This is a genomic window from Flavobacterium rhamnosiphilum (genome assembly GCF_004349195.1).
Lineage (GTDB): Bacteria > Bacteroidota > Bacteroidia > Flavobacteriales > Flavobacteriaceae > Flavobacterium > Flavobacterium rhamnosiphilum.
Genome location: NZ_SMLG01000007.1, coordinates 61,174 through 75,062, shown reverse-complemented (window position 1 = coordinate 75,062; position 13,889 = coordinate 61,174). Strand labels below are relative to the sequence as shown.

10 protein-coding genes are annotated in these 13,889 nt (G+C 34.7%); 5 read left to right on the top strand and 5 right to left on the bottom strand.

Annotation, left to right across the window (positions count from 1 at the left end; translation table 11 throughout):
* The first annotated feature begins 56 nt into the window (after positions 1-56).
* The 5 genes from kdsA to E0I26_RS10475 all read left to right on the top strand — a co-directional run bounded on the left by kdsA (position 57) and on the right by E0I26_RS10475 (position 3,628).
* Positions 57-875: a 3-deoxy-8-phosphooctulonate synthase gene (kdsA, locus tag E0I26_RS10490; protein ID WP_131916432.1), complete on the top strand. Its 819-nt coding sequence runs from the start codon at positions 57-59 to the stop codon at positions 873-875.
* 18 nt (positions 876-893) lie between these two features.
* A complete protein-coding gene (locus tag E0I26_RS10485) occupies positions 894-1,739 on the top strand; it encodes a hypothetical protein (RefSeq protein ID WP_131916431.1) in 846 nt (281 codons plus the stop codon).
* A 240-nt stretch (positions 1,740-1,979) separates the two neighbouring features.
* The gene (locus E0I26_RS16650; protein WP_235831757.1) at positions 1,980-2,543 is read left to right on the top strand and encodes a PAS domain-containing protein; all 564 of its coding nucleotides are present in this window, start codon (positions 1,980-1,982) and stop codon (positions 2,541-2,543) included.
* Positions 2,544-2,764: 221 nt separating this feature from the next.
* Positions 2,765-3,067, top strand: coding sequence for an ATP-binding protein (locus E0I26_RS16645; protein ID WP_235831756.1), 303 nt, complete (start codon positions 2,765-2,767; stop codon positions 3,065-3,067).
* Positions 3,068-3,133: 66 nt separating this feature from the next.
* Complete coding sequence (locus tag E0I26_RS10475) at positions 3,134-3,628, top strand: SRPBCC family protein (RefSeq protein WP_131916430.1); 495 nt, start codon at positions 3,134-3,136, stop codon at positions 3,626-3,628.
* A gap of 125 nt (positions 3,629-3,753) precedes the next feature.
* On the opposite strand, the gene E0I26_RS10470 is transcribed toward E0I26_RS10475, so the two are convergent.
* From E0I26_RS10470 to E0I26_RS10450, 5 genes are all read right to left on the bottom strand, one after another.
* Entirely contained in the window at positions 3,754-5,148 is a 1,395-nt protein-coding gene (locus E0I26_RS10470; protein ID WP_131916429.1) for a M28 family peptidase, read from the bottom strand.
* A gap of 236 nt (positions 5,149-5,384) precedes the next feature.
* Entirely contained in the window at positions 5,385-7,685 is a 2,301-nt protein-coding gene (gene bglX / locus E0I26_RS10465) for a beta-glucosidase BglX (protein ID WP_131916428.1), read from the bottom strand.
* A 122-nt stretch (positions 7,686-7,807) separates the two neighbouring features.
* Positions 7,808-9,181 carry a glucoamylase family protein gene (locus E0I26_RS10460; protein ID WP_131916427.1) on the bottom strand — a complete coding sequence of 458 codons (1,374 nt, stop codon included), beginning with the start codon at positions 9,179-9,181 and terminating at the stop codon, positions 7,808-7,810.
* Positions 9,182-9,268: 87 nt separating this feature from the next.
* Entirely contained in the window at positions 9,269-10,690 is a 1,422-nt protein-coding gene (locus E0I26_RS10455; RefSeq protein WP_205728794.1) for a RagB/SusD family nutrient uptake outer membrane protein, read from the bottom strand.
* Positions 10,691-10,694: 4 nt separating this feature from the next.
* Entirely contained in the window at positions 10,695-13,718 is a 3,024-nt protein-coding gene (locus E0I26_RS10450; protein ID WP_131916426.1) for a SusC/RagA family TonB-linked outer membrane protein, read from the bottom strand.
* Positions 13,719-13,889: the final 171 nt, after the last annotated feature.

The window sequence follows — 13,889 nt, the reverse complement described above, 5'->3', positions numbered from 1 at the left end:
ATAAATAGTAAATCGTAAATCATAACTACCTTTGCACTTTCTAAAAAATTCATATTATGAACCTACAACATATTCCACAAATCAAATATACTGACAGTGGCAATTTCTTCCTGCTAGCTGGTCCTTGTGCCATTGAAGGTGAAGAAATGGCAATGCGAATTGCTGAAAAATTAATTGGTATTACTGATAATTTACAAATCCCTTTTGTTTTTAAGGGTTCTTTCAAGAAAGCGAATCGTTCCAGAATTGACAGTTTTTCAGGAATTGGTGACGAAAAAGCATTAAAAATCCTTAGAAAAGTTTCGGAAACATTTGGAGTTCCTACTGTTACTGACATTCACACGAATGAAGATGCGGATATGGCGGCTCAATATGTTGATGTATTGCAAATTCCGGCTTTTTTAGTGCGTCAAACGGATTTAGTAGTGGCTGCTGCCAATACCGGAAAAGTGGTCAACTTGAAAAAAGGGCAATTTATGAGTCCGGAAAGTATGAAACATGCCGTTCAAAAAGTATTGGATTGTCACAATGAAAATGTGATGGTTACGGATAGAGGAACGATGTTTGGCTATCAAGACATGATTGTTGATTTCAGAGGAATTCCTACTATGCAACAATACGCCACTACTGTTCTTGATGTTACACACTCACTGCAACAACCCAACCAAACGGCTGGTGTAACTGGCGGAAGACCAGATATGATTGAAACCATTGCTAAAGCAGGTATTGCTGTAGGCGTGGATGGAATATTTATTGAAACCCATTTTGATCCTGCCAATGCAAAAAGCGATGGTGCCAATATGTTGCATTTGGATTATTTCGAATCCTTAATGACCAAGTTAGTTGCCATCAGAAAAACAATAAATACATTTTAAATTTAGGCCCCAAATTCATTGAAACATTTTTTTTTATATTCCGCATTCCTAATTATACTATTTACTAATACTACAATTGCACAGGAAAAAATAACAATTCAAGATCGATACACCACTCATAACAAAGGGAAATTTTTTGTTTCATGGGGAGGAAATAGAGACAGCTATTCTAAATCTGATATAACTTTTCGCGGTAAAGATTACAACTTTACTCTCGAGAATGTACAAGCGCATGACAAACCAAAAGGATGGCATGTAGACTATATCAATCCAGCCAGAATGACCATTCCCCAAACTAATTTTAGATTGGGGTATTTCATAAATGACCATTATAGCGTTGCTATAGGTGTCGATCATATGAAATATGTAATGACTCAAAACAAGGCAGTTAACATCAATGGTTATTACCCTAATCCAGGATCGTATGACGAGTTATTGCCTAACAATCAAGTACTTTTAACCCCAGAATTTTTAACTTTTGAACATACTGACGGTTTAAATTATGTAAATACTGAATTTTCCAGACACGATGATATTTCCTCTATTTTTAAAATTGGAAATACGGACAAAATTCAAGTTAATTTAACTGAAGGTGTTGGTTTTGGTCTATTGTATCCAAAAACGAATACAAAGCTATTAGGAAAAGAACGTCATGACGATTTTCATGTTTCGGGTTATGGAACTTCATTAAAAGCGGGTTTGAACATTACTTTTTTCAAGCACTTTTACATACAAGGAGAACTTAAAGGCGGTTATATTAATATGCAAGACATACGAACTACAAAAAGCTCAGAAGATACTGCTTCACAAGATTTTTTCTTTTTTCAAAGAATAATTGCTATTGGAGGAATCTTCAGAATATAAACAGAGTGTCAATACTAAAAAACGAGGCTGTCAGTAAAATGACAGCCTCGTTTTGTTTAACCTTTTTTTTCATTTAAATGATAGCAATACATTTTATTTTAATTATAAATTTGTGTATACCATTGCTCTTATTATAAATAATTATTAGCTAAATTTGATAGTATGTTTTCTTCTAAAATTAAACAATTCATAAAATTTGTATTTGTCCAAAATCCGAATAACAAATAACTTTAAAACTCAATGACTATAAAAAAAAGTAATCCTGATTCAGAAGGGATCTATCACTTTGATAATTTTTTTAATATCTCAGCTGATTTTATTTGTATTGCAGGATTTGATGGCTATTTCAAGAGGATAAATCCCGCTGTTTCAAAATTATTAGGTTTTTCAGAAGAGGAATTATATGCTAGACCTATCAGTAGTTTTGTTTATGCACCAGACCTTAAAATGACTATCGAAACCAGAGAACAAGTATATAAAAACAAGCCCCTTTTAAATTTCGAAAATCGGTATTTAACTAAAAGCGGAGCCATTGTTTGGTTATCTTGGACATCCATGCCTATCGAGTCCGAAAAACTAGTGTATGCGATTGCCAAGAACATCACTCACAAAAAAGAAGAAGAAGAAGAACGCAATTTACTTCTTACAAATCTTACACAAATCAATAAGGAACTTACCGTTTTATCACACAAAACATCCCATGATTTAAAGTCACCTATTAATAACATGCTTTCGGTTTTTAGTCTTATCGATGTTTCTAAAATCAATGATCCGGAAACATTGGAATTGATTAACATTAATTAACCAGTGAAAATTTAAAACAAACTTTAAACGACTCGATTGATGAATTGGTTGAAAATGAGAACATAAATACTCAAATTGAAGAAATAAATTTAAATGAATCACTTGCAGAAGTCCTTGTATCCATCAATTCCTTGGTACGCGATTCAAAAGCGGTTATTCATGTTGACTTTTCAGATTTTGAAAATGTTTCTTTTAACAAGGCATACATTAAAAGTATTTTTTTGAATTTATTAACCAATTCGATTAAATATGCAAAACCAGATCATGCGCCCGTTATTACTATCCAATCCAGAAAAGTCAACGGAGTGAAGCAATTAATTTTTTCTGATAATGGACTTGGTTTTGATATGGATAAAGTAAAAGATAAGATTTTTGGATTGTATGAAAAATTCCACAGTAACATTGACAGTAACGGTATAGGATTGTATCTGGTCTACAATCACATCACTAGTTTAGGGGGCCGAATTGCAGTTGAAAGTAAAATAAATGAAGGGACAACATTCACTATTTCTTTCAAATATTAAATGTAGTATCTTTACTTATACCCAAAGGCAATCATAAAAACAGCATTAACTAAATTTGTAAAGGATATGAAAAACTTTGATTGGACAACATTTACCAGACGAATTGCGGTAAAATCAACTCTTGCCGAAATGTATGCTGCTTGGACAAAAACTACGGAAATAGAAAAGTGGTTTTTAAGCAATGCTAATTATTTCGATGCAAACAAAAACCTTGTTGACAAAAACACTCCTTTTGAAAAAGGTTTTACCTATGAATGGCATTGGTATTTATATGATGGAGTTGAAAAAGGAAAAATAACGAACGCAAATGGCGAAGATTTTATTCAATTTTCATTTGCTGGAGACTGTTTAGTCGACATTAAACTTTCAACTCAAGACGATTATAGTATAGTTGAATTAACTCATAAAAACATTCCGACAGATGAGAACTCAAAAGAGAACATTCGGCTTGGGTGTGATTCAGGTTGGTCCTTTTTTCTGTTAAACCTAAAATCTGTTTATGAAGGAGGACTGGATCTAAGAAATAAAAATCCCAACCTGAAAGGAATGATTAATAGTTAGGATAAAATAAAGAATGCATGTCATTCCATAATCCCAGCCCAATAAACATAAAAAAAACTACAAGCGTATAACTTGTAGTTTTTTTATGCCTTTATTAAAGATTGACAACACAAATATTGAAAAATTTATTGAACCTTCACCGTATTTACAATTCCATTCTGATCTATTAAATATAGTAACGAAGCCATCGTTGCTGCTCCTAATTCTAATTCTCTTTTATTGATGGCATCAAAAGTGTCATTTGCAGCATGATGGTAATCAAAATAGCGTTGTGAATCCGGTTGTAATCCAGCCTTTACGATATGATTTGATTTTAACGGACCAATGTCAACTCCGGAATGCCCTTTTACAAATTTGTGAACTAAATAAGGTTCGAATAAAGTTGCCCAACTACTGATTTTATTGAAATTCGCTTCATCAGCATCAATTGAAAAACCTCTTGGTGAAAATCCTCCTGAATCACTTTCTAAAGCAAAAATATGGTTTTCGTTGTTTTTATTGGATTGCACTTCATATTCATTTCCGCCGCGAACACCGTTTTCTTCGTTCATGAACAATACCACACGAAGCGTATTTTTAGGTTTATACCCTATGTTTTTAAATATATTCAATACTTCCATACTTTGCACACATCCAGCGCCATCATCATGAGATCCGTCTCCTAAATCCCAGGAATCAAGATGCCCACCAACGACCATTATTCTTTCAGGATGTTCAGAACCCGTCATTTCACCGACAACATTATAAGACAAAACATCATCAAATGTCTGACAGGATTGTTTTAAATAGAATGGCGCATTGGGTTTATCTTTTAAACTTTTACTTAAAAGTTCAGCCCCATTTGTACTAATTGCAGCAGCCGGAATTCGTTGTTCTTTTGAAATTTCTCCATAATTGGTTGCACCGGTATGTGGTAAATCATCCAATCGCAAATTCATCGATCTGACAATTACAGCTAATGCACCCAGTTTTCCGGCTTCTCTTGCTCCTGAGGATCTTTGGTCGACACAACTGCCATACGCTTTGAAAGTTTCAATAAATTCAGGATTCATGGGTCTGTTAAAAAAAATGATTTTACCTTTTACTTTTTCTTCCCCTAATGCTATTAATTCTTCTAAACTGTTTACTTCAATTATAGCTGCTTGCACTCCTTTTTTTGGAGTGGCAACTGAGCCGCCCAGCGCACATATTGGGAAAGTGATTTTTTGTTTCCCAATTTGTAAATAAGCGATTTCTTTTTCGCCCCGAACCCATTTTGGCACCATCACTTCCTGAAGGTATACTTTATCTAATCCGAGCGTTTCCAATTGTGCTTTGGTATACAAAACCGCTTTTTCTGCTCCGGTTGAACCCGATAATCGAGAGCCAATTTTATTGGATAAATGGTCCAGCCAGGGATAACATTTGGCATTGGTCAAGGATGATTTGTAAATTTCCTTCAAGGTTTGTTCCTCCTTAGTTTGAGCAAAAAGAACAATTCCGTTAAGGAATAGTGCAACACATAAAATTGATTTTCTCATAATTTAATACGGTGATGGTTTGAATTTTTTGGTTTCAATAGGAACGGCAATTTCGTAATTCTTAACGAATATTTGATATCCCATTCAAAAAAAAATCTGCAAATTATTTTTTTTGAATTGATAAAAGTAAATAAAAGCAGTTGACCATCGCATTGCTTTTAATAAATACGCTTTTTTATAAAAAAACCCTTCGGTATGAATACCGAAGGGCTGATCATAAATAAACTAACCAAAATCTACTTAATCAACAAAAAATCAACTTTATTATCAGTGCTTGAATCCGTACCTACAATAGCTTGAAAAGTACCCGGCTCAGCAATAAACTGTAAATCTGAATTATAGAATTTTAATTCTTCTACAGAAATTTCAAAAATTACCGTTTGTTTTTCTCCTTTTTTAAGGACTATTTTTTGGAATCCTTTCAATTCTTTTAAAGGTCTTGTAACTGACCCAACTAAATCTCTTATGTACAATTGAACTACCTCTTTCCCATCATAATTTCCTGTGTTTGTAACGTCAACGCTAACCATTAATTTCTCGTTGAAATTCATTTTATCGGATGAAATTTTCAAGTTTGAATATTTAAAAGTGGTATAGCTCAATCCAAAACCAAAAGGAAATAAAGGTTCATTTCTTTCGTCAATATAATTCGATCTGAATTTTTCGAATTTCCCTTCTTTGTTCGCAAGTGGTCTTCCTGTATTTTTTTGATTGTAATAAATAGGCACCTGCCCTACACTTCTTGGGAACGTCGCCGTTAATTTTCCGGAAGGATTTTCATTTCCAAACAAAACATCAGCAATAGCGCTTCCTGCTTCACTTCCTGCAAACCAAGTATTTAATATGGCTGGAACCGTTTCATTTTCCTGAACCAACACCAAAGGCCGACCTGTAAATAAAACCAATACAACCGGTTTCCCCGTTTTCAATAATGCTTGCAATAAGTCTTTTTGCGCTTGTGGAATCTCTAAATTAGTTCGACTGCTGCTTTCTCCGGACATTTCTGCTGATTCACCTAAAGCTGCAACAATTACATCCGACTGACTCGCTATTTTCAAGGCTTCCGTCAATAATTCTGCAGAAGTTCTATTATCTCGGTGCAACGTTTTTCCAAACATGGTCGCTTTTTCTTCGAAAGCCGCATCATAATCCAGATTACTCCCTTTGGCGTAAAGCACTTTTGTAGCATCACCGGCAACTTCTTTGATTCCTGCTAGTAATGAAATGGATTTATCCATATTGGTAGCCACACTCCAAGTACCCGCCATATTTTCTTTGGCATCAGCCAATGGCCCAATAACAGCAACAGTCCCTGATTTTTTAAGAGGAAGCAACTGATTGTTATTTTTTAATAAAACCAAAGACTGTGCAGCAATAGCTCTTGCTTCAGCTCTGTGGCTTTTTGTAAAAACTTCTGTTTTAGCCCTTTTTTCATCACAATATTTATACGGATCATGGAACAATCCCAAATCATATTTGGCATTCAAAATAAGACGAGCCGCATTATCTATTTGTTCGATGCTCACTTTTCCTTCATCCAATGATTTCTTTAAAGTCGTAAGAAACCCTTCACCTACCATATCCATTTCAATTCCGGCATTTAATGCCAAAGCAGATACGGTTTGCAAATCCCCCATTCCGTGTTCTATCATTTCTGGAATCCCTGTAAAATCAGTCACCACAAAACCGTTGAAACCCCATTGTTTTCTCAACACATCAGTCATTAACCATTTGTTTCCCGTTGCAGGAATTCCGTCAATCTCATTGAAAGATGCCATAACCGAACCTACGCCGGCATCAATAGCGGCTTTGTATGGAGGAAAATAATCATTGTACATTTTTATTCGGCTCATATCAACCGTATTGTAATCACGTCCTGCATCTGGCGCGCCATATAAAGCAAAATGTTTCACACACGATAAAATGGTATTGTTCTTTGACAAATCATTTTGTTGATACCCGTTGACCATTGCTTTTGCAATTTGACTTCCCAAAAACGGATCTTCACCTGAACCTTCAGAAACCCTTCCCCAACGTGGATCACGGGAAATATCAACCATAGGCGAAAATGTCCAGTTGATTCCATCGGCACTGGCTTCCTTAGCAGCAATTTGAGCACTGCGTTCAATCAATTTCATGTCCCAAGTACAAGACAATCCAAGCGGAATAGGAAAGGTCGTTTCATAGCCATGAATTACATCCATTCCAAAAAGCAACGGAATCTTCAATCGGCTTTTTTCGACAGCAATTTTCTGTACTTCTTTTATTTTCTGAACTGATTTGATGTTGAACAAACCGCCAACTTTACCTTCTTCGATATTTTTAGCCACATTAGAACTACTGGCAGCACCAGTTGTAATATCACCCGAAGTGGGTAAATTCAATTGACCAATTTTCTCTTCCAAAGTCATTTTCGAAAGCAACTCCGCTACGAATTCGGTTTTTGGTTTAATTGTAACCGCCTTTTTAGTTGTCTTTTTTTGGCTATAACCAAAAAGCGAAAAGCCAATAAGGAGTATAATAAGTTTAATTTTCATTTTATCTATTTTTGTTTGTTTGAACATCCAGTCATAAATTTCTTGGTTGTCATATACTTTTGTCCAACTATCGTGATTTGCATCATCAAAAATTGTTAGCGCAACGTTGGCATTACTGTCCCTTAAAACCCATATTTCCCTGAGTGAAAACCAAGATTAATTAAACCTTGTTTTACCTCAGGTGCATTCATAAATAGTTTCCATAATAAACCCGAACGATAATTTTCTAACATCACTATTTCTGGTCCTTGATCAATCGCTAAGTAGCGTTGCGCTGTCCATTTATACTGTAGACTGTTTGCATCGTAAAATCCAGCTACACCCCAAGTTTCCGTTTTATAGTTTTCATATAAATTTCGCATTAAGGCAATAGACTCAACCGGCGTATAAACAATGGAACTTATTGCGGCTGTAGGTGAAATGACTCCTTTGTCATTGCTGGGCATGTGTGCATCATAACCAATGGATTCATCACTATTTCTAGAATAAGACGCAGTCAATCCCCAATAATTGGCCCCATAGCCTTTGAATTTTTTTGGATTGGCAACAGCATACAAATAATTGATTTTTGTATGATTGGAATTCAAATCCCAATAATTAGCATACTTGTCAGTTAACTGATTTGGATCTAATCCTAAATAGGAATAATGTGCCCAAAATAAAGGCCCTCCGAATTCTTCAGCACCATTGTGCTTTAAAATCAAAGGCAAATTGTATTTGGTTTTAGCCGAAACTATTGCACCACTTCTTGCCCAGCCTTCATGATACGCCGCAGGTGTGATTGGATGTGTTGGTGAAGCTGCTGCCATAACATATGTAATCAAACATTCGTTATAACCTTCAAGAGCAAAATTCATTTGCCAATCGTAATTAGGTGACCAATGCCAAAATAATTTATTTTGATTGTTCGTGTACCATTGCCAATCAATTCCTTTCCAGAGTTCGTCGAATTTTTGACTAACAGCCTTTTCTTCAGCTGTTCCGTTTTTAAGGTATTCCCGAACGGTTATAAAACCTGCTGCCAAAAAAGACGTTTCAACTAAATCTCCACCATTATCTTTTGTACCAAATGGTTTTACTTTACCTGTATTTCCGTCAATCCAATGCGACCAAGCTCCGTGAAAACGATCTGCATTAGCAAGGAAATTGGCAATTTTATTTAATCTTTCCGTACCTTGATTTTTAGTGATATAGCCACGAGACATACCTGAAACGATGGCCATCAAGCCAAAACCAGAGCCCCCTGTTGTTACAACATGAGCATCATTTTCAGGATAAATACCATCAGGATGATAGCGTTCTCTCGCCATCCCTGAATTAGGCTCAGCATAATCCCAAAAATAAGAAAGGGTTTGTTTTTGTACTAAATCGATTAGTTCTTCATCCGTTAATTTTATAATTGGTGGATTTACCGCTGTACTCTCATTTGGTTTATCTCCATAGGAACTACAACCCAAAAAAGTAAAAAACATAAATAAAACTGAGATTTTAATCATCTTTAAATTTTCGATTTTTATACTGTTTGTAAAAATAAATTATTCTCATTTCTCTCAAAAAAACAAGAGAAATGAGAATAAAACCAATTAATAACCAGAGTTTTGAGTAAGAACACCGTTACTCAAAGAGATTGCTTCTGCTGGAATTGGGAAAACTTCATTCTTTCCAGATGTGAATCCAAGCGGACCCAAAACAGTTGCTCCTCTTCCTTGACGCACGACATCTAAAAATCGATCTCCTTCCATTCCCATTTCTGATCTTCTTTCTTTCCAAATTGCTTCACGAAGTTGTGCTTTAGGTAATGAAAGTAATGGAATTAATCCCGCTCTTACTCTCACTTTATTAACAGAAATTAATGCTAAAGGAGTATCACCTGTTTCGTTTGCTGCTTCAGCATTCATTAAAAGAATTTCGGCAAAACGCATTATTTTAATGTTCTGTTCAGAACCTTCAGAGCAATTCCCAATTTGTCCAGATGGCACATACGATTTTTGATTGTACATCGGATTGTCTCCAATTAGAGCAATAAAATCACCTTCTGGCGTGGTTTCACCTCTGTAAATAATAGTGGCATCTCTACGGACATCACCTGCTTCATAGGAATCAGACAAATCTTGTGAAGGCACATTAAATCCCCAACCATATTGTCCTCTTACGCCTTGTACTTGAGAATATTGAGAATTTGACAAGTCACAGTTTCCAGAAACATAGGTGCATTGTGCTTCAAAAAGTGATTCGACACTATTTTCATTTGCAATACGAAATACGCTGTTATAATTTGGCAATAAATCATATCCCATTCCTATCACTGCATTAGTAAATGATAAGACTTCGTTCCAATTCCCTAAATACATATTTACTTTAGCTTCAAATCCTTTTGCAGCACCTTTAGTCGCTCTTCCAATATCTGTAGCTCCATAGGCAGCGGGTAAATTCTCATCGGCAAATTTTAAATCAGCCAAAATAAAGCTATACACTTCTTCTTTTGTATTTCTTGGAAGGTTATAATTACCATCAGCAGGAAGACCATCATAAATAGGCACTCCTCCATAAGTTTTCACTAAATTAAAATAATGATAGGCTCTCAAAAAACGAGCTTCAGCAAGCAATCTCGTTTTTAATGTTTCATCCATAACAATATTTGGAATATTAGAAATGGTTTGATTGCTTAAATTAATCCCTTTAAATTGCCCAGACCAATACCCTCCAATTATACCTGCAGATGATGTGAAAGTGAAATTATTAATATCGGTAAAAAATGAGGCATCACCCGGAGAGCTTCCTTTTTCAACATCATCAGAAGATATCGATAAAATCATAGGGGAAAAAGCGGCTAAATCCCATGCTCTTAAATTAGCATAAATAGCGTTTACAGAGGCTAAAGCATCTTCTTTTGTCTTAAAGAAATTATCAGCTTCAATCTGATCTTCTGGTTTTATATCGAGATAACTATCGCTACAAGCACTAAGAAGTGTTATACCAAAAAGTATAAAAATTATTTTTTTCATTTTATTAAAAATTTAAATTAATACCAAAACTATAGATTGCTGATAGTGGGTAAGCATTGTTGTCTACTCCTAAATTCTCAATACTTTGACTTCCTAATTCAGGAGAAAAACCATTGTATTTGAATGCTGTGAATGGATTTTGTGCACTTAAATAAAATCGCAATTTTTGAATTTTAATTTTATTTAATAAATTTTCGGGAATTGCATATCCCAATTGAATAGTACGTACTCTAAAATAATCTCCTTTTTCTACGTAAAATGAACTTGGACGAGAAGACGTTTGATCTGAATTAGCTGCTGGATAACTATTCGTAGGATTAGTAGTTGTCCAACGATTGTTTACAAAATCTTGATCCCAATTTTCGTTTCCAAATCGAGAGTTTCTATTAAAATTATAGATCTCATTCCCTGCAACACCTTGAAATTCGACCGCAAAATCGATTTTCGAATATGCTAAATTTATACCAAAACCATACGTTACATCAGGAATTGGACTTCCTAAAAAGGTTTTATCCTCATTATCTATTACTCCATTTTCATCCAAATCCTTAAATTTGAATGCCCCCACTTTTGAACCTAAAGCAGTAGCTTCAGCTTGAGTTTGTATCACTCCGTCAGTCTGAAAGCCATAATAGGCTCCTAATTCCTGCCCATTTTCATATCTTTTTATTTGGTTACCAAATAAACTAGGCCCCGTGTTAAAGAAAGAGCCTCCTATAACACTTGTAATTTCATTTTTAATCGTTGTTAAATTACCATAAACGGAATAGGTAAATTTCTCTCCAATTTTATCATTCCAAGTCGCTGAAAATTCAACCCCTTTATTTTCAAATGAACCTGCATTAGTATAATAACTTCCTCCTAAACCAGACGTTGTTAAATTTGTAATATTAAAAATAGCATCTTTAGTCTCTTTTATATAATACCCTCCTTCAACTGATAAACGATTATCAAAAGTTCGCAATTCAAACCCTAAATCAGTCCCCGTTACTACTTCCCACTCAATCGATGGATCTACTAATTGTGTAATTGATATTGCCGTATTTACTGCTGAGGGATTTCCGAAAAATGCTCCGGCTTGATTAGAAGCTGTATTGTCAAATTGTCTGGTAATGGTTGCATTTCCAAGTTTACCCCAGCTTCCTTTTATTTTCAAAAAGTCTAACCCTGAGTTTTTCATAAAATTTTCTTTACTAATTACCCAACCTAAACCTAATGAAGGGAAAGTTGCTGATTTTTGATTTCCATCAAAATTATACACCGATGCTCCATCACGACGAACAGTAGCATTTATAAGATATTTATCGTCATAAGCATATTGCAAACGACCAAAATAAGATTGAAAACGCGTTTCACTGCCCTGTGCTCCAGCATTATTTTGTAATAAGTTCGTTAAGGACGTACCTAAGTTTAGGTATAATGTCTCATCAGAACCATTAAAAGGAACATCAATTACTGAAAACGAAGAATTTCTAGTTTTTCGGCTTTCTCTACTTGCTCCACCCAAAACAACAATTCTATGTTTGTCAAAAGATTTTGTCCAAACAAGTGTATTTTCTGCCAAAACATTATCTCTAGAACCATTGTTTTCTATAAGCTTACTATGACTAAGTATTGCACTACCAATTGGTGTGAATTCCGGAGTATAACCATAACTGGAAGAAGTTTCAAAATCCCTTGAAAAGTTAACTTTATATGTTAAGTCTTTAAAAAAATCATACTCAGCAAAACCACTTAATAAACTTCTTGTTGTTTTTGATTTTCCTCTAAAGATATCCAACATCATTCTTGGATTATTATTCCCCGCTGTTCCTAAACCTGCACTAACAGGCGCAGTTCCATAAGAACCATCCGTATTATAAACAGGAATAACAGATGGTGTAATCCTAGCAACTTGAAATGGTGCGTTGGCATCATTTGAATCCGACTTTAAATACGCTAAACTACCTCCTATTCTAAATCTGTCAGACACATCATAGGTACCATTGAAACGAGCTGTAATTCTTTTATAATCTTCTCCAGAACTTACTCCCTTACCGGCATTCATAATACCATCCTGTGTAAAATAACCTAATCCCATTGCATACTTCGCTTTTTCTGAAGCACCATTCATACCTATATTATGTGAATTTGTAAAAGATGATTTCTTCAAAATTTCATCCATCCAGTTTGTATTTGCTCCATTAAACTGGGCAAGGGTTAATACTTTTGATGGATCACTATTGCCTTCAAAAGTTAACTTTTCATTGTATAATGCAACATAGTCTGATGCATTTGCATATTGCGGAACATTAGTTGGAGTCTGAAAACCAATATTAGAATCATAATTGAATTTTATGTTTTCAGCAACTCCCTTTTTGCCTAACTTGGTGGTAATAACAATAACTCCATTTGCCGCTCTAATTCCATAAATTGCAGAACTTGAAGCGTCTTTAAGGACACTCATTTTGTCTATATCATTTGGATTCAAATAAGAAATATCATTTGTAATTACTCCATCAACAACATAAAGAACATCTCTCCCTGAAATACTACCAATTCCTCTGATTGAAATACTTGGTTGTCCACCAGGACTACCTGAGTTAATAATTGAAACTCCCGCTACTTTTCCTTGCAGCGAACTCACGGCACTTGCATTAGGTCTGTCAGATAAATCTTTTTGAGATACAACTGCAATGGAACCTGTAATGTCAGATTTTTTTTGTGTCCCATACCCAATGACAACAACTTCTTTTAGTTCAGTATCCTTCGATTCTGAGAGTATTATTCTCATAGAATTCACTGTTGCTTTTATTGAAATGGCATCAAAACCTACCATGCTAATTTTTAATACTTCGCCTACTTTGGCGTTGATATTAAAATTCCCGTCAAAATCAGTATCAGTTGAAGTTTTAGAATCTGTCGCTACTATAATCGCACTTGGAATTGCCATTCCTTTTGAGTCTAAAACTTGTCCCTTAATTACTTGTCCAGACATATATGCCGGAAGTAAAATGAGAGCTAAAAAGCTAAAAATAAAATTTCTCATATATTAATAATTTGTTAAAGTTAGTTGAGTCAAACTTAGATAATTACAACGTTATAGTAAGCAACATAGAGGTACTACATAAACACATCAAATCATTAAAATAGCGAGATAAATCAATGATTTAAAGCAATTAATAATAACATTGAGGTACTATACAGAGGTGCCTGATGT

Bases quoted from the DNA above. Each gene is read 5' to 3' on its own strand.
- E0I26_RS16650 (WP_235831757.1), top strand. From the start codon at position 1,980: ATGACTATAAAAAAAAGTAATCCTGATTCAGAAGGGATCTATCACTTT.
- bglX (WP_131916428.1), bottom strand. From the start codon at position 7,685: ATGAAAATTAAACTTATTATACTCCTTATTGGCTTTTCGCTTTTTGGT.
- E0I26_RS10470 (WP_131916429.1), bottom strand. From the start codon at position 5,148: ATGAGAAAATCAATTTTATGTGTTGCACTATTCCTTAACGGAATTGTT.
- kdsA (WP_131916432.1), top strand. From the start codon at position 57: ATGAACCTACAACATATTCCACAAATCAAATATACTGACAGTGGCAAT.
- E0I26_RS10455 (WP_205728794.1), bottom strand. From the start codon at position 10,690: ATGAAAAAAATAATTTTTATACTTTTTGGTATAACACTTCTTAGTGCT.
- E0I26_RS10460 (WP_131916427.1), bottom strand. From the start codon at position 9,181: ATGATTAAAATCTCAGTTTTATTTATGTTTTTTACTTTTTTGGGTTGT.
- E0I26_RS10450 (WP_131916426.1), bottom strand. From the start codon at position 13,718: ATGAGAAATTTTATTTTTAGCTTTTTAGCTCTCATTTTACTTCCGGCA.
- E0I26_RS10475 (WP_131916430.1), top strand. From the start codon at position 3,134: ATGAAAAACTTTGATTGGACAACATTTACCAGACGAATTGCGGTAAAA.